Annotated in this window: 16 protein-coding genes; 14 read left to right on the forward strand and 2 right to left on the reverse strand. The window is 49.2% G+C overall.

Annotated elements, in window-relative coordinates; translation table 11 throughout:
• Positions 1 to 151: 151 nt before the first annotated feature.
• From VIS48_09275 to VIS48_09335, 13 genes are all read left to right on the forward strand, one after another.
• A complete protein-coding gene (locus VIS48_09275; protein HEY9166338.1) occupies positions 152 to 1,333 on the forward strand; it encodes a hypothetical protein in 1,182 nt (393 codons plus the stop codon).
• Between the two features lie 66 nt (positions 1,334 to 1,399).
• Positions 1,400 to 2,560: a glycosyltransferase family 4 protein gene (locus VIS48_09280; protein ID HEY9166339.1), complete on the forward strand. Its 1,161-nt coding sequence runs from the start codon at positions 1,400 to 1,402 to the stop codon at positions 2,558 to 2,560.
• Positions 2,561 to 3,781: a glycosyltransferase gene (locus VIS48_09285; GenBank protein ID HEY9166340.1), complete on the forward strand. Its 1,221-nt coding sequence runs from the start codon at positions 2,561 to 2,563 to the stop codon at positions 3,779 to 3,781.
• Between the two features lie 173 nt (positions 3,782 to 3,954).
• On the forward strand, positions 3,955 to 5,367 hold the full coding sequence (locus VIS48_09290; protein HEY9166341.1) for a sugar transferase: 1,413 nt from the start codon (positions 3,955 to 3,957) through the stop codon (positions 5,365 to 5,367).
• 40 nt (positions 5,368 to 5,407) lie between these two features.
• Positions 5,408 to 6,196 (forward strand): polyprenol monophosphomannose synthase, encoded by a 789-nt coding sequence (locus tag VIS48_09295; GenBank protein HEY9166342.1) that lies wholly within the window; start codon positions 5,408 to 5,410, stop codon positions 6,194 to 6,196.
• Positions 6,193 to 8,169 (forward strand): glycosyltransferase, encoded by a 1,977-nt coding sequence (locus VIS48_09300; GenBank protein HEY9166343.1) that lies wholly within the window; start codon positions 6,193 to 6,195, stop codon positions 8,167 to 8,169. The genes VIS48_09295 and VIS48_09300 overlap by 4 nt, the downstream gene beginning before the upstream one ends.
• Positions 8,170 to 8,249: 80 nt before the next feature.
• Entirely contained in the window at positions 8,250 to 8,834 is a 585-nt protein-coding gene (locus VIS48_09305; GenBank protein ID HEY9166344.1) for a TetR/AcrR family transcriptional regulator, read from the forward strand.
• Positions 8,831 to 9,811, forward strand: coding sequence for an efflux RND transporter periplasmic adaptor subunit (locus VIS48_09310; GenBank protein ID HEY9166345.1), 981 nt, complete (start codon positions 8,831 to 8,833; stop codon positions 9,809 to 9,811). The genes VIS48_09305 and VIS48_09310 overlap by 4 nt, the downstream gene beginning before the upstream one ends.
• The gene (locus VIS48_09315) at positions 9,808 to 10,716 is read left to right on the forward strand and encodes an ABC transporter ATP-binding protein (protein HEY9166346.1); all 909 of its coding nucleotides are present in this window, start codon (positions 9,808 to 9,810) and stop codon (positions 10,714 to 10,716) included. Before VIS48_09310 ends, VIS48_09315 begins: the two co-directional genes overlap by 4 nt.
• An 83-nt stretch (positions 10,717 to 10,799) precedes the next feature.
• Entirely contained in the window at positions 10,800 to 12,128 is a 1,329-nt protein-coding gene (locus VIS48_09320; protein HEY9166347.1) for a TolC family protein, read from the forward strand.
• A complete protein-coding gene (locus VIS48_09325) occupies positions 12,103 to 13,050 on the forward strand; it encodes an ABC transporter ATP-binding protein (protein ID HEY9166348.1) in 948 nt (315 codons plus the stop codon). Before VIS48_09320 ends, VIS48_09325 begins: the two co-directional genes overlap by 26 nt.
• Positions 13,051 to 13,053: 3 nt before the next feature.
• On the forward strand, positions 13,054 to 14,184 hold the full coding sequence (locus tag VIS48_09330; GenBank protein ID HEY9166349.1) for an ABC transporter permease: 1,131 nt from the start codon (positions 13,054 to 13,056) through the stop codon (positions 14,182 to 14,184).
• Position 14,185: 1 nt separating this feature from the next.
• Positions 14,186 to 15,322, forward strand: coding sequence for an ABC transporter permease (locus VIS48_09335; GenBank protein HEY9166350.1), 1,137 nt, complete (start codon positions 14,186 to 14,188; stop codon positions 15,320 to 15,322).
• 71 nt (positions 15,323 to 15,393) lie between these two features.
• On the opposite strand, the gene VIS48_09340 is transcribed toward VIS48_09335, so the two are convergent.
• A complete protein-coding gene (locus tag VIS48_09340; GenBank protein HEY9166351.1) occupies positions 15,394 to 15,927 on the reverse strand; it encodes a CBS domain-containing protein in 534 nt (177 codons plus the stop codon).
• A gap of 27 nt (positions 15,928 to 15,954) precedes the next feature.
• Positions 15,955 to 16,722: a glucose 1-dehydrogenase gene (locus tag VIS48_09345; GenBank protein ID HEY9166352.1), complete on the reverse strand. Its 768-nt coding sequence runs from the start codon at positions 16,720 to 16,722 to the stop codon at positions 15,955 to 15,957.
• 475 nt (positions 16,723 to 17,197) lie between these two features.
• Between VIS48_09345 and VIS48_09350 the strand changes: the two genes are divergently transcribed.
• On the forward strand, positions 17,198 to 18,367 hold the full coding sequence (locus tag VIS48_09350; GenBank protein HEY9166353.1) for an acyl-CoA dehydrogenase family protein: 1,170 nt from the start codon (positions 17,198 to 17,200) through the stop codon (positions 18,365 to 18,367).
• Positions 18,368 to 18,375 lie beyond the last annotated feature (8 nt).

Genomic DNA, 18,375 nt, shown 5'->3' on the forward strand with positions numbered 1-18,375 from the left:
AATGCTGTACATCTGAGCGCTTGATGGAGAGAATAGGAAGTGTAAAACCTAATGATCAAGCTGGATCCACTGGTGTGTTGCCGGCCGGCAGCAAAACTGCAACCATATATTCCAAACTATTGATCCGCAGTAGCGTCAACGCGGATTTCCAATGAGAGTTCTTTATCTGGGTGAAATGGGAGACGCGATTTCTAACCTGATCGCATTGTCGAAAGTCGCCACGGACATCGTAGTGTTAAATACAAGCCTCACTAACTTTTATGAAGAACCTCCTTCTGTCCACGACGCGATCGGCAAGAAACTTGTAGTTTACAATCTATATGAGCCCGTTAATCCGAAGGGGCTTGGAACCGTCGCCAAACTCAGGAAGATTCTAAGGTATCTTTCGGGATTTAATTACTCATTTTTCTCTCTGTTCGCGTTAGGAAACTACGAAAAGAAATTCATTAAGAATGTCCTTGACAAAGAAAAAGTCGATCTGGTGTTTGCGGCTTGGGGGATCAGTGTCATTGCAGACATTCGTTTCCTGCGTGCGGTTGATCCAACTGTTCCGATTGTCCACTATCTGCCGACATTTCCTACCTCTCAGCTATCTAAAATAAGAGAGTCGCTTGAGTTGTACATGTTTAGAAGGAACGTTCCAAGTGTCCAGGGGTTCATTACGGGAAGTGAACCGATGAAAAGTTTTTTCACGAAGAAGTTCGGGATGAACGGCAGTTCCATGTTTGTAGGTCCGATATATTACGCTTCGGAGTACTTTGCCAGGAATAGAATGCCGCTGATGTCCGATAAGACCGGCGAACCTCATCTTGTCTTTCCGGGCACGAACGATTTCTCGAAAACGTATAATGATGTCACAGCGCAGATAGTTGAAGTAACAAGGTGTCAGATACACGTACACTGCGGCCAGACGACGCGAGAAGATCTTGGTGGGCACTACGTGCACTTCTTCGAGCGGTTCGACACGCCTGATTTGGTTAACGGCAAGTTCGCTGAGTTCATGACTCAGTTTGATGGCTGTCTTGTACTTTATAACGGCAATTCCAAAAGACTAAAACTTACACACAGCATCCCCCAGCGTTTCCTGGCAGCTTTTATTGCCGGAATTCCTATCTTTATGAAAAGGGGTACTTTCTCAGCATGTGAAGAAATCGTCACGAGTTCCAATATTGGTCTGGTATATGAGGACGCTGAGGAGTTACGACAACATCTACTCGACCACCGGTGGATGGATAGCGTGCGCAGAAATGCTCTCGAGATAAGCTCCAGATTTGCTTTCGAGTATCAGAAGGATAGCTTGTTCAAGTTCTTGTCTTCGTTGATAAATAGATAGCCGTTGCACGTGAGGATACTTCAGATAGCTCCCCGCATTCCTTACCCTCTTACCGAGGGCGGGAGTGTGAGCATATTTAATATTACACGGCTGCTGGCCGAACGGGGAGCCAAAATCTTTTTTGTTGCTGTTTCCGGCAACGAGAAGGCTGAGTTGCCGGAGGAATTGTCAAGGCTGTGTGAAAGTGTATTAATTGTGCGGACTCCATATAAATACGGTTTCAAGAGCGCCGTAAGAAATCTCTTCTCTTCCGTGCCAATCAACGTTCAGAAATATCATTCCGGGAAGATTCTAAAAAAGGTTATCGCATTTGCAGCGGATAAGAAGATCGAACTTATTCATGTTGACCATCTTCACATGGCTTATTACGGACTTGCCTTGAAGAGGATACTCGAAGTGCCGGTGGTCCTTAGAGAGCATAATCTTGAATTCAAGATAACGGAGCGCTTCGCCGAGACATCAAGTAATCCCGCTTTGAGATTATATGCTTCGTTACAGGCGCGGAAAATTCTGGAATACGAACCAAGTATTTGTGCTAAGATGGACAAGTGCATCATGATTACCGAACAAGACCGCGACCGACTTCTGTCGTTGAGAGCCGGCATTGATGCCGATGTGATTCCCGCGGGAGTCGACGCAGATTTCTTTAAGGAGGGTAGCTCAGTCGGAGAAACGGATACTATTGGTTATGTTGGCAGCCTCGATTGGCTCCCCAACATCGATGGACTGAAGTGGTTTGTCCAGGAAGTGATGCCAATAATTGCAAAATCGAAACCCAGTGTTAAGTTTAATATATATGGAAAGAATGCGTCGCATGGCATTGATAGACTGGATAATGGAAAAAACGTTAGGGTCAAAGGATTCGTCGAGGATGTGCGCACAGTTTTTAGAGAGTCCAGCGTAATGATTGTTCCCCTCTTCGCCGCGAGTGGGATTCGAATCAAGATTCTGGAAGCGATGGCCGCAGGCAAGGCGATTGTGACGACTTCAATCGGATGCGAAGGAATAAACTGCGAGCCGGGGAAACATGTTTTCATTGCTGATACACCGGGAGACTTTGCGGAGAATGTAGTCAAAATTCTTGATGACTCGGCTCTCCGTGCGCAAATCGGGCGCGCGGCCGCCGAATTTGTCCGTGAAAAATACTCGTGGCATCAAATCGGCGATTTGTTTTGGAATACCTACTCAAACTTAATTCGTGACTTCAATAAGCAAACCGGAAATTGATTGAAGATCCTCATCGTTACCACGCGCGTCCCGTACCCCCCTCACAAAGGCGACAAGCTTAAGATCTACAATATTGTAAAACATCTCGCGAGAAATAATACTGTCAAAGTCCTTTGTCTCTCGGGAAGTCGATCGGAGGAGAAATATCTGGACGGCGTGCGTGCGCTCGGAGCAGATATTGAGGCCGTTCCGCATTCGCTGCTTAAGTCCGCCATCGGCGCGCTGATCGGAGTATTTACCAGGAGGCCTATACAAGTTTCCCTTTATAGAAGCGGCCGGTTGGGCAGAAGACTTGCGGAAATCGCGTCGGCGTTCGATCCCGACGTAATCTACTTTCACTTTATCAGGAGTGCACAATACATTGAGTATGTCTCTTCAGTGAAACCAGTGAAGGTGCTGGACTTTACCGATGCGGTTTCACTCTACCTGTCACGCTTTGTCGAGACTGAGAGAAATCCGGTTTCACGATGGCTGATAAAGATGGAACGTGACCGGATCGCAGCTTATGAACGTATCGCCGAGAAGTACGATGCGTCATTCATCTGCTCAACCCTGGATCGAGATTATCTTTTAGGAAAGGGCATCAGGGCGGATTTTCACATACTCCCCAACGGAGTGGATACCGAGCTCTTTAAAGGAACAAGACGGACCCCCGACAAGCGGAGAGTCATTTTCACGGGAAACATGCCGTATTTCCCGAACGAGGACGCGGTTCTTTATTTTGTGAGCACTATCTTTCCAAGAGTCCTGCGAGAAGTTCCGGACGCGAAGTTGTTTGTCGTGGGACGTCGTCCGACTCGCAAGGTAAGAAGTCTGGCGTCCGAGAATATCATAGTTACCGGATTCGTAGATAATATTGTCACCGAATACTTAAAGAGTGCGGTTGCGATCGCTCCAACCCGGTTCGGGGCGGGCACACTCAACAAGGTTATCGAACCGATTGTACTGGGAGTGCCGGTGGTCGCAACCTCTATCGCAGTTCGGGGGCTTCCTTCTGCCGCGCAAAGATTCGTTCACGTTGCGGATTCACCCGATGATTTTGGAAACGGCCTTGTCGAAATCCTAAAGCAAGAATCTCTTGAAGGGGGCCTTTCTGAAAATGGGCTCGAATCTGTACGGCACTCTCTCAGTTGGGAGAGAATAGTAGCCGATTTTGAAGAAGATCTCCGAAAAATAGTCGATGGCTCCGCGAGCCATAATCGCCAGGACAATCGTCTCTGAGTTGGTTTTCGTTGTCTCTGAGTCTGGTCTGTCGATTCACACGTGTCTATTCATTATTTTGTCGGGAGGGACTATCTTCCTAATCGCAGCAGGTTTAGGAGAAGGATCTAAGGTACACATCGAGAATCTAAAGGGATGATGTTGACTCTTCAGTCGTTGAAATATAGCTGATAATGGTACGATTGAGCGTGAAAAAGGGTGGAGAAGCGCGCACCTTACTGGCTTTAGATTTTCTTTCCCTGACATTGGCCAATATAATATACTATTACTTTCGAATCAGGAGCGGACTATTCTCCATACTGACAGTCCCTGATTTTTGGGGGCCGGTTGTGGTCCTCACCTTGTTCTTGATGTTCCTGTACTGGTTCTGGGGACTTTACAACTTTTCGTATTTAAGTTCCCGACTCGACGAATTCATAGCTATCCTGAAGATCTCGACGGTCTATATACTCATTCTCTTCTTTGCGATCTTTTTCGACGACGCTGGATCGGGGAGGATTCCTCATTTAAGAATCTTCATACTTTTGTACTGGATACTTGTCATTGCTTTCCCGGGTATTGCCAGAATCGGATTCAGGACCATACAAAAGAGACTTCTCATTGGGGGCGTCGGATTGAGAAACGCCATCATAGTCGGATCGGGTGAAAGAGCAAGCTCGGTGTATAATCTCGCTTCGAAGTTCAAGACGCTTGGCTACAAACCGCTCGGGTTCGTTAGCCTGAACGAGTCGTCATCCAAAGGGAATCTACCCGCTCCGGTCCTTTCGGATGTTGCAGGATTGAGCGCGACGATCGAAAGAATGGAGGCGAGGGAAGTGATTATCGCACTCGAGGAATCTGAAAAAGAACACCTTTATGACGTCATCTCACACATCAACGGCGCAGAGGCTGGGATAAAGATTGTGCCTGATCTGTACGACTCCATCGCCGGGCAGGCGAGAGTGTCTCAGCTGTATGGCTTTCCGCTGATAGATGTCGTCCCTGAAATAATGACGCAGTGGCAAAGAGTTACGAAACGCCTCATCGACATCTTGGCATCGGCTTTTGCGTTGGTGATATGTTTTCCATTGTGGCTGGTGGTTTGTATCGCCATTAAAATCAATTCCCGCGGACCGGTCATATATCGTCAGGAAAGAGTCGGCAAGGACTTGAAACCATTCACGCTTATCAAGTTCAGGTCGATGTACGTGGATGCAGAGAAACAGAGTGGTCCCGTCTGGGCATCAAAGAACGACCCACGAGTTACATCGGTAGGCCGATTTATGAGGAAGACGCACCTCGACGAGACACCGCAGTTTGTGAATGTGCTTGTCGGTGATATGAGTCTCGTCGGCCCTCGTCCTGAAAGGCCGTTCTTTGTCGACATGCTTGCGAAGGAAATCCCACTTTATAGACGACGGTCCAAAATCAAGCCGGGACTCACCGGCCTTGCCAGAGTGAAATACAAGTACGATGAGAGTATCGAAGATGTGAAGATCGACCTGCAGTATGATCTGTATTATATTGAAAACATGTCGCTCCGGTTGGATTTTCAGATTCTGTTCTGGACGGTCTTTCACGTACTCCTTGGAAAAGGTCACGCATGATGAGGACTAATCCATTTGGCTCGGATAGTTCGGAGGTGACATGTTAAGTCAAGTATCGGAAACCCCGTCCACTGCGAAGGCTTCACAGGAGCACAAGGCGAAGACGCTGGTTGTGATTCCCACATACAATGAAGCAGAAAATATTGGGGCGATCATCAGGAAAGTATTCAGTTCCAATCCCGATACAGACATACTCGTGGTAGACGACAGTTCCCCCGACGGTACCGCCCGGATCGTTTCGGATATTTCTCTGTCGGACATACGTGTTCGCCTATTAAGCCGCAAGAACAAGTCGGGTCTGGGGACCGCATACGTTGAAGGATTCCGCTACGCGATCGAGCATGGATACGATTTCGTTGTTGAAATGGACGCGGATCTGTCGCACGAGCCCAATGAGATTCCGAAGTTTCATCAGGCACTCCAGAATCATGCCGATGTAGCAATCGGTTCACGCTACGCCTTCGGCGTATCGGTCTTAAATTGGCCGATGAAAAGACTCCTCCTCAGCTATAGTGCAAATATTTTTGCGAGAGTCGTGACCGGTGTGCCGGTGAACGACATGACAAGCGGTTTCAAAGCATTCAAGATAGAGGTACTGAAGTCCTTCAATTTCAATTCCATAAGATCGAACGGCTACGCCTTTCAAGTGGAGATGAATGCCCGCGCATATCGCCGGGGATTCAAACTTGTGGAAGTGCCTATTGTGTTTACCGAGCGGCGCGTCGGCTCGAGCAAGATGTCGAAAAGGATCGTCTATGAGGGCGTGAAGATAGTCCTTATCCTCGGAGTCGGAAGGCTGCTCAAGTTCCTCAGGCTGAGAAATCATTGATTCCGCAAGTCTCGGTAGTAATTGTAAGCTATAATGTCCGTGGCTTCCTGGAAAACCTCCTCGCCTCACTGAGGCGTGCGCTCGAAGGAGTCCCGTCAGAGACAATCGTGGTGGATAATTTCTCCGATGACGACACCGTCGAGTTTGTCAGAAAAAATCACCCCAATGTAAAACTGATCGAGAACCGAACAAACGTCGGTTTCGGACGGGCCAATAATCAGGGTGTAAGTGCGTCCACGGGAGAGTACCTTCTGATCATAAACCCTGACGCCGTTGTTGCCGAAGACACGGTAAAGAGAATGCTGGAGTTCTCGGAGAAACATCCGGAATCAGGTGCGTCAAGTTGTAAAGTGCTGAACGCCGACGGGACTCTCCAGAAATCCTGCAGGAGAAGTTTCCCAACTCCCTGGGTGGCATTCACAAAGATCTCCGGACTTAGTTTCCTGTTTCCACGAACAAAGATGTTCGGAAAATATAATCTGACCTATCTCAATCCCGGAGAGTGCCATGAGGTCGATGCGATTGGCGGAAGCTTCATGTTCATTCCGAGAGCTGTATTCAAGAAGGTGGGCGGCTTCGATGAAGACTATTTTATGTATGGTGAGGACCTGGACTTATGCTACAAGATTAAGAAGGCGGGATATAAGATTTACTATAATCCGGAGACTACCGCTATTCACTTTAAAGGTGAAAGCACGAGACGAAGCACCATTAAACAGACATACGAATTCTACAGGGCGATGATAATCTTCGTGGAGAAAAGGTATGGGTCGGGGACAATGTTGTCGCGATTGCTAAATGTGGCAATCGTGCTTAGCCGTTTCGCACATTCGTTTTCACATTTGCTGAGAGACATGTCTCCCGTGCTGATCGATTACCTTATAAGCGTCTGTGCGATGTTCGTGGGCGAGTATCTCCGAGTCCACAAGCTCTACTCAATTCCAAGCTATGGCAAACCTGTTTTTTATCTTGCGCCTGGAATAATACTCGTTACGTTGGCCGGCAGCCTCGGCGTGTACGGTGAAAATAAATTTTCAATTCGATATTCGTTTCTTACTGCCTTTCTGACATTCCTGCTCGTCTCGGCAGGTACGTATTTTTTCAAGGCATTTGCCTTCTCCAGATTGATCGTTCTGATTGCCGGAATCTTCATGGTAATTCTTATACCCGGTTGGAGGCTGGTATATCAACTCAGGAGTTCGGTGGGTACTTCGAGACACCCAGTATTTGGCAGGAGGACTCTGGTTGTTGGTATGGATCAGAGGGCCATCGAGCTGATACGGAAGATGCGGGGCAGGATTGCGATGGGCTTTGATATTATCGGCGTGGTCTCGGAAGGAGTGACTGATGAAGCCAGGCTTCTCGGGATCAAAGTCGTGGGTACTTTAAGCGAACTTCCCGAAATTGTTCGTGAGAGGCGAGCGGACGACGTTGTCTTCGCTTCAGGCCGGATCTCTTATGCGCAGGTTCTCCAGGCTGTCGCCAGTGTCAGGGACAAGGGGGTACATTTCAAACTTGTGCCCGACACGATGGACGTAATAATCGGCAAAACTTATGTCGATGGGCTGGCGGATGTTCCGCTGGTGGATATCAACTACAGCATCAATCGGCGCCGCAACAAGATCTTGAAGCGTAGCTTTGACATTTTCTTTGTCCTGGTTGCGGGAATGATCCTGCTTCCCGCGAGATTGTTCAAACGCGACTCTACCGCGGCGAGGGTCTTCGGTAATCTATCGCGGGTCCTGAACGGAAGCTGGTCCGTTGTCGGTCGCTCCGAGTATTACCCGCAGGGAGGCGACGAGATTTTCGGGAAGCTGGGAATCACAGGTGTAGTACAGCTCAATCGAGGCCAAACCCTTTCCGAGGAAGAAGTGGAAAAACTGTATGTCTACTACGCCCGAAATCAATCGATTTGGCTGGACCTAGAGATAATCGCCAAGAGCTTCCTCCAGCTTCTCACGCCCGCCGCTTAAACTCCGATTCCAAAAGAAGTACCGATCAAGCATTATATTCCCCCTTGACATTGGAAACTCAAAACACTAAATTAGTTTCCATGGTATCAGACGAATCTGAAGTAAAGCAAGCCATAGTCGAGCTCGCGTACAAGAAGTTCAGTCAACACGGCTTCAAGCGGATCACGATGGACGAGATCGCGACCGAACTCGCGATCAGCAAAAAGACCGTCTATAAACATTTCGCGAGCAAAGAGACGATCCTCGAAGAGATAGTGAATCAAAGAGTTAAACGCGGAGAAGAGGCGTTTAAAGCCCTCCTGGCGGACAACGGCCCCGCGGATGATCGGATCAAGCGGGTCGCTGAGATGTTTCCGAGATTTGTCGATCCAGATTGGCAAAGACTTATGGCCGACGTCGTGCATAGCGTCCCATCGGTTTCAAAAAAAATTCAGGCAATCCTCACGTATTTCATAACTAAAGTAGCTCCAAGCATAATCAGGGAAGGACAGAAACAGGGAACTGTCCGCAAGGATCTAAATATCGACCTGTTTGTCATTGCTTACCTGGGGGCAGCAAAGGAACTCTTTAATTCCGACTTCCTCGCGAGACATTCTGTTACCGAAGAGGTATTACCGAAGCAACTGTTCAAGATCTTTATGGAAGGAGTGTTAGTAAGAAAGTGAGTTTTAATATTCGTGTCGTGACTACCGCAGTGATCCTGGCTGCCGCAGTCTCTCTCGTTGGATGCAGCTCCAGCTCGGATAAGGACGATGTGTCAGCGACCGGAACGATCGAGGCAACCGAGAGTTCAATTGCAGCGCAAGTACCGGGCCGTATTATGAAGGTCAATTACGAAGAGGGGGCAATCGTAAAGAAGGGTGACACGCTCGCGGAAATAGACCACCGCTCGATCGTTCAACAAGTGAACCAAGCTCAGGCGGCTCTCACTATGGCCAGCCAACAGTATGACATGCTTGTCAAAGGCGCCAGAAGTGAGGACTTGAGAGTAGCGGAAGAGGGTGTCAAACAAGCGGAAGCGAATTTCAACCTGGCGAACCTCGCAATGGAGCGCACAACGAAACTGTTTAGTGACCACAGCGTTTCGCAATCCCAGATGGACGCGGCCCAGGCACAGTATGAGGTCGCTTCGGCACAGATGCAATCGGCAAAACAGACTCTCGAGAAGATGCAGCATTTTGCCAGACCCGAGGAAATCAGGACCGCGGCCGCGCAGGTCGAGCAGGCACAAGCTGCACTCGATTATGCGACGATATCGCTTGAGCATTCCTACGTTTTGAATCCAATCGACGGAACTGTGCTGGAAAGACTTGTAGAGGTTGGAGATTACGCGAACGTCGGCACGCCCATCTACACTGTCGCTGATCTCCGGATGATGAAGATGACTGTCTACGTGAACGAGGTCGACCTGGCAAAGATTAGACTAGGTAACGGAGCTAAAGTGGTACTCGATGGCATGCCGAACCACCCATTCGACGGAAAAGTAATCTATATCTCTCCGACCGCCGAGTTCACCCCGAAGAACGTCGAAACCAAGGAAGACCGTATCAAACTTGTATTCGCTGTAAAGATCGGCATACCTAATCCGGATAATTATTTAAAGGCCGGCCTGCCTGCTGACGCTTCCATATACACCAAATGATAATCAGAGTAGAAAACCTTACGAAGAAATACGGCGACCTTATCGCAGTCGACGAAGTCACTCTGGAAATTCAGCGAGGTGAGCTGGTGGGCATAATCGGGCCCGACGGTGCGGGGAAGACAACCTTCATGCGGATGATCGCCGGGGCGCTGGAACCCACTTCGGGCAAAATTGTTATCAATGACAAGACTTTTCTTGAAGACCGCCAGCAGCTTAAAGAAGAGATCGGTTACCTTTCTCAGGTAAGTCAGGCTTACGGCGATCTTACCGTCTGGGAGAACATCGAGTTCTTCGGCAAGATCCATAAGGTGAAGGACTGGGAGCAACGTGGAAACGAGCTGCTGAGATTCGCGCGCCTAAATGGTTTTAAAAATCGTCTCGGAGATCAGCTCTCCGGCGGTATGCGACAGAAACTTGGAGTTTGCTGCGCGGTAATTCATCAGCCGAAGATTCTGATTCTTGATGAACCTACAACAGGAGTCGATCCTGTATCGAGGAGAGAATTGTGGCTCATCCTTGCCACATTCCTCAAGAACTCCATGACGATTCTCGTCGCTACTCCTTATCTGAACGAAGCTGAAAGATGCAGTAGAGTCGCGCTCTTCAATCAGGGCAAGCTCCTGAGGTACGATTCTGTGGCAGCGCTGACGTCTGAAACGCACCTTCATGTGTATGAGATTCATTCGAGAAATCTCGGCGAGGCGCATGCCGTTGTTTCGAAATTTAAGTTTGTTGAAAACGTCATAATACTTGGCGACAGGATAAACTTTGTCACCGATCATCACACGGAGATGGATGTAATGTCCGTGCTCGACGCCGTGAGAAAATCCGTTGATGATAAGGCGGAGATGAAAGAGATCGGCGCTTCGCTTGACAATATCTTTACAAGTCTGATAAAACAATAAAATGCCGGACGATTGTTCGATTGTATCGGATTACATGCAAAAGGACTATCGGCTGTCGGCTAATTCGCACGGAGGAAACTAAAGTGAAAAGAGCAATTATTGGGATTGTGTTAATCGGGTGGGCAATGACATCTTCTGCTCAGACAACGCTTTCGCTACAAGATGCCATACAAATTGGTCTCGAGAATTCTAAGTCGCTTAAGATATCGCAGCTCAATGTTTCGATTGCACAGGAGAAATCAAATGAAGTGAATGCAAACCGTTGGGCAAACCTGACACTCAAAGGTGGATACACCAGGTTATCGACTGTTCCTCCGTTCAATGTGACCATTCCGGTGGGAGAGTTCGGCAATCCGACGCCGCTGTCATTTTCGCTCTATCAGAACCTGTACGATTATTACAATCTGCAACTTCAGCTCCAGCAGCCGATATTCACAGGGTTCACGCTGCTAAACTCATCGAAGGCAGCCGAGAAGACAGCCGAAGCAGTTACATATGATTCGAAAGCGGATAGATCAAATCTAGAAGTGCAGATCGCGACATCTTACTGGAACCTCTACCAGGCAATGGAAGCCGCGCAGTTCATGCAGGAGAACCTTGACCGCACGCAGCTCCATTACAAACAGGCCCAGGACATGTTGAACCAGGGTATGTTAACGCAGAGCGACGTACTAAGTGTGAAGGTTCAAGTATCAAACGCCCAGTTGATGCTTCTCGACGCTCAGAACAATTTGAGACTGGCGGCGGTGGCCTTGAATAATGTCCTCGGTGTACCACTAAACAAGGAATACACTATTACCTCGGTCCCTCAGACGGGCGACACGACAATGCAGGATATCGGCGCATTGCTCCACACGGCGCTCGAAAACCGAAACGAGCTGCAATCGCTCAAACTGAAGGGACAAGCAGCGGATGCCGCCGTGGCAGCCGCCTGGGGAGCATACCTGCCGCAGGTAGCTGTCGTCGGAGACTTGTACTATCAACGACCCAACCAGAGGATTCAACCGCCAACCGACGCCTTCAAGAACACCTGGGATGCCGGCGTAATGATCAGTCTTCCTATTTGGAACTGGGGGCAGACTGAAGCTAAAGTAGACCAGGCGCGAGCCCAGCGTGAACAAGCCGACCTCGCGTTGAAACAGACTGCCGACGCAGTGTATCTAGACGTGACCCAGAGTTACCTGAATTTTAAACAGGCAAAAGACAAAATTGCCGTTGCTCAGACGGCTGTTAATGATGCCGAAGAGAGCTACAGAATTTCGGACCAGAAATTCAAAGTCGGTCTGGTTACAAACACTGATCTGATGGATGCCGAGATCGCACTTCTACAAACAAAACTCAATTACACCCAGGCGCTTACGGGTCTCGAGATAGCGCGCATTAGTCTTGAAAAGGCGACCGGCCAGCTGTAAGATGGCGCTCGCAATCAAGGCATCGAATCTGACAAAGAAGTTCGGGGACTTCACTGCTGTTAACGGAATATCATTCGAAGTCGAGGAAGGGAAGATCGTCGGCTTTGTCGGCGCCAACGGCGCGGGCAAGACAACGACGATCAAAATGCTTTGTGGATTGTCCAGACCTACGTCCGGAGAGGCACTCGTCGCGGGGATCGACGTAACCCGCCATCCCGAACTGGTCCGCCAGAGCATCGGTTACATGTCTCAAAGGTTCTCACTCTACAGCGACCTCACCGTCAAGGAGAATATCGAGTTTTACGGCGGGATTTACGGATTGAGCAACAGCATACTCAAGGAACGATTTGACTGGGTAGTGGAGGTTGCCGACCTCAAAGGGAGGGAAAATATCCTCACCAAGGATCTGCCGTTGGGATGGCGACAGAGGCTGGCTCTCGGCTGCGCAGTGCTTCATCAACCGAAGGTCGTCTTTCTGGATGAACCGACAAGCGGAGTGGACCCGGTCATTCGTGATAAGTTCTGGGGATTGATAGGAGAATTGTCGCGTGGCGGCGCCACGATGATTGTCACGACGCACCATTTGGAGGAGGCGGAGTTTTGCGAGAGAGTGCTGATGATGCATGGCGGGAACATAGTGGTTTATGGTTCGCCGGAAAACATCAGGCGTGAGTTTGCCGATCTCCCGCTATTTGAAATTGAAACCAATAATCCGGTTCAGGTTTTCAACCTACTGGAAGCCGAGCCGTGGGTGACCGAAGCATCGATTCTCGGAGGAAGCGTCCACGTGTTCGCGCAAGCCGATGATCCGGTTGGGTCAATAGAGAAATTCCTGAACGAGCACAAACAGAAGGGATTCTCCATCACGAAAGCCGCGCCGACTCTCGAAGATATCTTTGTTAACGCGAACAGGGGAAGTTGAAGAGTGTTTGAGAATGTACTGACGATCTATACTAAGGAATTCAGGCAACTGAAGCGCGACAAGCTTACGCTGGCGGCTATTATCTTTACACCCGTGTTAATGCTCTTGCTCTACGGATATGCACTTAATTTTGATGTGAAGCACGTGAGGCTAGGTCTCCTGGATGATTCGCAAACGATGGAAAGCCGTGAACTGGCACAGAAATTCTTCAGCACGGAATATTTTGATTTTGCCGGGAATGTGTCGGATGAACCCGCGGTTGACAAGTTCATCCAGGATGGTAAGGCTACTGCTGTACTGGTTATTCCGCGCGATTACGCGAAAGATATCCTGCGCGGCAAATCTACAAACGTTCAAGTCGTCATTGACGGGACAAATTCCAATAATGCCACCATAATCATGGGCTATATCGAAGGGATTGTCCAGAACTTTTCTCAGGATTTGACTGTGAGGTACATGAACCGGAAGGGGTTCTCAATCTCGTCGGGGGCAATCGACTTTAGACCGAGAGTCTACTACAATCCAGAGCTTCAAAGTATGAAGTATCTCGTTCCCGGCCTGGTTGCTTTTATCCTGATGGTACTTACCATGCTGATTCCGGCCATTTCCATCGTTCGTGAAAAGGAACGTGGTACGATGGAACACATTCTGCTTGCGCCTGTAAGACCTCTGGAAGTAATACTTGGAAAGACTCTCCTCTATTTTGTTCTCTCATTGCTGGCCACCCTCGTCGTAATCACCGTCAGCGTAGTCCTGTTCGGCATCCCGATAAGAGGAAGCGTGATTCTCCTTGTTGCGGTTACAATCCTGTTTTTGAGCGCAAGTCTGGCGATTGGAATTCTCATATCGACCGCTACTGCAACCCAGGCTCAGGCTTACCTGGCCGCGGGAGCATTGGGGTTTCTACCGAACATGATACTTTCGGGTTTCATATTTCCCATTAGCAGCATGCCTTTCTGGCTGCGGACAATTACTTATCTATTCCCGGGGAGATATTTCATAGCTTCTTTGAGAGGAATTCTCCTGAAGGGTTCTGGTCTTTTCGATATCTGGGATCAGATTGTTCCGCTTATAATCATTTTCGTTGTCGTCCTGGTGACTGCCTCACGGCGCACAGCCGCGAAGGGAATTTGAGATGAATAGAGTCTTCCATGTCGTGAAAAAAGAGTTCCTCCAGATGCGGCGAGACCGCAGAATGGTCGGGATGCTCTTTGCTGCTCCGATCCTCCAGCTAGTCCTTCTCGGATATGCAGCGTCGCTCGATATAAAAAACATTCCGATGGTCGTCTGCGATCTGGATAACAGCAAAGAAAGCAGAGAGCTCATCGAACACTATTCAGGATCGGGATACTTCAATCTTGTCGGTCGTTCCCGGGATATGAATGACATCGACACGTACTTCAGGAGGAGCGCTGCTGGAATTGCGCTTATCGTGCCGGTCAATTTCGGACGCGACTTGCTGGCGGGGAGGAACCCGCAGCTTGTCGTCGCCGCAGACGGCTCGGATTCAAACACAGGAGGCATCGGACTCAGTTACGCCAGTAGTATTGCGGCCAGTTATGCGCGCAACATCCTCGTTAAGCGTGCCGAAATGTTCAACCTGATAAAGAATCCTTCAGACCTGCCGCAGGTGACCTCGCAGACCCGGGCCTGGTATAATCAAGATCTGAAAAGCGTAAACTTCATGGTCCCCGGCGTTCTGGTGATGGTCTTAATGCTTGTCATGACTGTCATCAGCGCTATGGCAATCGTGAAAGAGAAAGAATCCGGCACAATCGAGCAAATAGTAGTCACACCGCTACGCGATTGGGAGTTTATTCTCGGGAAAATGATCCCGTTCACGATCACTGGCTTCATACAGGTGTCACTCGTTCTGATTGTGGCGGTCTTCTTCTTCAAAATTCCCCTCTCAGGGAGTTTGCCTGCATTACTCACTCTCAGCGTTCTATTTGTCATCGTCGGACTTGGATTCGGGATATTTGTCTCATCGATATCGAAGACGCAGCAACAGGCAACAATGGCTGCGCAATTTCTCCTCCTCTTTCCGATGTTGATACTTTCAGGCTTTATTTTCCCGATTGAAAACATGCCGAAGTTCTTCCAGTACGTGACTTATATTATCCCGATAAGGTACGCGCTTGAGATAGTCAGGGGAATATTTCTGAAAGGCGACAACTTCGGCGATCTAATACCTCAAACGCTCGCGCTCCTCGCGATAGGAACAATTGTCCTCTCGCTGAGCGTCAATAGATTCAGGCGTTCGCTTCGCTGAGAAGGAAGTCAATTTATTCTCGGGGCTCAAATCTGCATCGGGTCCCGCTTACTCCTAAGAGTTTTCCTAAACTATGCTCCCTCGCGTTCGGTCGTCGTCCTCAGCGGTTTTGAAGGAACATTAAGGACGTCCTCCGGGAAGTATTCGCAAAGGAAAGAGACAATGTCCTTTATAGAGAGTACGGCCTTTGGTTCTCCTTTTGCGTTCACTATCGGAATATGCCTGTAGCCGCCTATGTGCATGAGATTGAGGGCGTGACCGATCTCGTCATTCGCCTGAAGCATTTCAGGGTTCGGAGTGTCGTACTGTTTGACCTTGACCGCCGACAAGTCGTTCTTCGTGCCGGCCAACTTGTAAAGGAGATCTCGCTCCGTGAATATCCCTACGACTTTCTTTGAGTCCACTACGAGGAGACATCCCATCTTGTGCGACTTCATGAGCTCGATCGCCTCCAGGACACTCGATTCAGGTGAAATGGAAATCGCGTCCTGAAGTCTTACTGATTTTATTGGCAATCTCAGGACGTCGTTTGAGAGAACCTTCTCACGGCGCTTTGGGTCCTCATACATTTCCTGAAGCTCATCATCCATCTCGTGTTCAGACATTTTGCACCTCCAGATTTATTTCTACTCTTACCTTAAGCATGTCTGTGCCCGTCCTCCGTCGATGCTGTAAGTGACGCCGGTTATCCAAGACGCCTTGTCGGAGGCAAGGAAGAGAATCAAGTCGGCAATCTCTTCCGGATTGCCGGCGCGTCCGATTGGGTGAGTAGTTTTGGAATGTTCGAGGAAACCTGCGTAGGTCTCTTCGTTCATCCCGCTGTTCCTGTGGAGATTCGTCTCTACGACGCCGGGATTTACCGCGTTTACTCTCACACCCTTGGGTGCCAGCTCGAGGGCTGCGCATCTTGTAAGCTGATCCACCCCGGCCTTGCTCACGCAATAGGCGAGTACATTCGGAAACGCTCTGGTTCCCGTCACGCTGGATACGTTCACGATATTTCCCTTCCGCTTGATAATAGAAGGAAGGGCAAGCTGCATGAGCCGGAAAACGGAGGTCAGATTTATTTCGATCATCTCGTTCCATTGCGCGTCGGTCGTATTCTCCACGGTCCCGTTCGCGATTATTCCTGCCGCTTGAATTAGAATATCGATTCCGCCAAAGCGCTCCAAAGCCTTATCGACGCATTTCTTGCGATTAGCCTCGAGGGTCACGTCGGCTTGTACAATCGATAATGAACCCGATCCATCGATCTCTGTCTTCAATGACTCCAGCCGTTCTCTGTTTCTTCCAACGGCGACCACATTAGCCCCCGATCTTGCGAGTGCTTTTGCGGTCGCCCGACCGATCCCGCTCGAAGCACCTGTTACGATCGCTGACTTTTCTTTAAAGTTCTCCATTCGAGTCTCATTGAATTATGTAAGATTATAATATTTGACGACTTGAATTCACGCGGTTGAACAGATTCCGATTTGGAAAACTAAAGAAATAAAGAGTCACTGTCAAACGAGAAAGAGTATCGGCAACGCCCAATTTCTCACGTGATGACGAGTCGAGGCTCATCGAAGGATTCGCGATGCGCTGCACCCGGATTTGGATGGAAGGAAACTCAAAGGGAGTGGCAAATTCGATCATTGAGAACAGCCTCGAAGATTCTTGGATGGACATATCAGTGCGTTGGCAGTACAATGATCTCGGCACACCCTGACGTTGCATGTCACTATCGTGCTGCCGCGACAACCTTGATTCTGAGCCAATTCTTGGCTATTTTTTCTGCCAATCTGATCTCCTCTGATCGGACAAAAATATGATCCGGCGGCTTGCTTATTGCATCCGGCGAGTCGACGGAGAACCCACCAAAATCTTGAGGTTGCGATGGTACAGTTTGGCGGCGTTGACTACTTTAATACTGAGAGCCTCCTATCTGCCGAAGAGAAACTTGTCAGGGACACCGTGCGTGACTTCGTGTCGAACGAAGTTGTTCCCATCATAGAGAAACATTACCGAGAAGGAACATTTCCGAAACATCTTGTGAAGAAGATGGGCGAGCTCGGTATCCTCGGCCCGACCTTCCCGGCGAAGTATGGGTGCGCGGAACTGAACAACGTGGCGTACGGTCTCATCATGCAGGAATTGGAACGAGGCGACTCAAGCGTTCGGAGTTTTGCTTCAGTACAAAGCGGTCTCGTCATGTTTCCTATTTTCACTTTCGGTTCCGAAGAACAAAAGGACCGATGGCTTCCGGGGCTGGCCAAGGGCGATGCGATCGGCTGTTTCGGATTGACTGAACCCGATTTCGGTTCTGATCCCGGAAGTATGATTACTCGCGCCGAGTTGAAAGGAGACAAGTATGTGCTTAACGGCGCAAAGATGTGGATAACGAACGGGACCATCGCAGATGTAGCGGTCGTCTGGGCTAAACTCGAAAACCAGATCAGGGGATTCCTGGTGGAGAAGGGTACGCCCGGATTCACGGCACCGGAAATGAAGGGCAAGCATTCGCTTCGTGCTTCAGTTACGAGCGAGCTAGTGTTCCAGGATTGTGCAATCCCGCGTGAAAATATTTTGCCAGGATCGGGCGGGTTGAAGTCTCCCCTCATGTGTCTCGATCAGGCAAGATATGGAATCTCATGGGGAGCAGTGGGATCAGCAATGGCGTGTTACGACTCGGCTCTTAATTACGCAAAATCCAGAATTCAATTCGACAAACCCATCGCTGCATTCCAGTTGACCCAGGATAAACTGGTCTTCATGCTCACCGAAATTACAAAAGGTCAGTTGTTGAACCTTCAGCTTGGAAGGCTGAAGGATCAGGGGAAGCACAAGTTCACCCAGGTTTCTATGGCGAAGAGGAACAATGTACATTTTGCGCTTGAGATCGCTCGCGTCGCGCGGACAATCTTGGGAGCTAACGGCATACTCGATGAATACCCGGTGATGCGGCACATGGCAAACCTGGAGAGCGTATACACATATGAAGGGACGCACGACATCCATACTCTGATAATCGGGAGCGACATCACCGGCTTTCAGGCGTACACATGAGGGAGAGA

Source organism: Candidatus Kryptoniota bacterium (assembly GCA_036567965.1).
Classification (GTDB): Bacteria; Bacteroidota; Ignavibacteria; order Kryptoniales; family JAKASW01; genus JAKASW01.

What these genes read in the sequence shown, in the direction of transcription:
- VIS48_09295 (HEY9166342.1), top strand. Translation starts at nt 5,408, where the DNA reads ATGTTAAGTCAAGTATCGGAAACCCCGTCCACTGCGAAGGCTTCACAG.
- VIS48_09345 (HEY9166352.1), bottom strand. Translation starts at nt 16,722, where the DNA reads ATGGAGAACTTTAAAGAAAAGTCAGCGATCGTAACAGGTGCTTCGAGC.
- VIS48_09275 (HEY9166338.1), top strand. Translation starts at nt 152, where the DNA reads ATGAGAGTTCTTTATCTGGGTGAAATGGGAGACGCGATTTCTAACCTG.
- VIS48_09290 (HEY9166341.1), top strand. Translation starts at nt 3,955, where the DNA reads ATGGTACGATTGAGCGTGAAAAAGGGTGGAGAAGCGCGCACCTTACTG.
- VIS48_09350 (HEY9166353.1), top strand. Translation starts at nt 17,198, where the DNA reads ATGGTACAGTTTGGCGGCGTTGACTACTTTAATACTGAGAGCCTCCTA.
- VIS48_09340 (HEY9166351.1), bottom strand. Translation starts at nt 15,927, where the DNA reads ATGTCTGAACACGAGATGGATGATGAGCTTCAGGAAATGTATGAGGAC.
- VIS48_09335 (HEY9166350.1), top strand. Translation starts at nt 14,186, where the DNA reads ATGAATAGAGTCTTCCATGTCGTGAAAAAAGAGTTCCTCCAGATGCGG.
- VIS48_09305 (HEY9166344.1), top strand. Translation starts at nt 8,250, where the DNA reads ATGGTATCAGACGAATCTGAAGTAAAGCAAGCCATAGTCGAGCTCGCG.
- VIS48_09315 (HEY9166346.1), top strand. Translation starts at nt 9,808, where the DNA reads ATGATAATCAGAGTAGAAAACCTTACGAAGAAATACGGCGACCTTATC.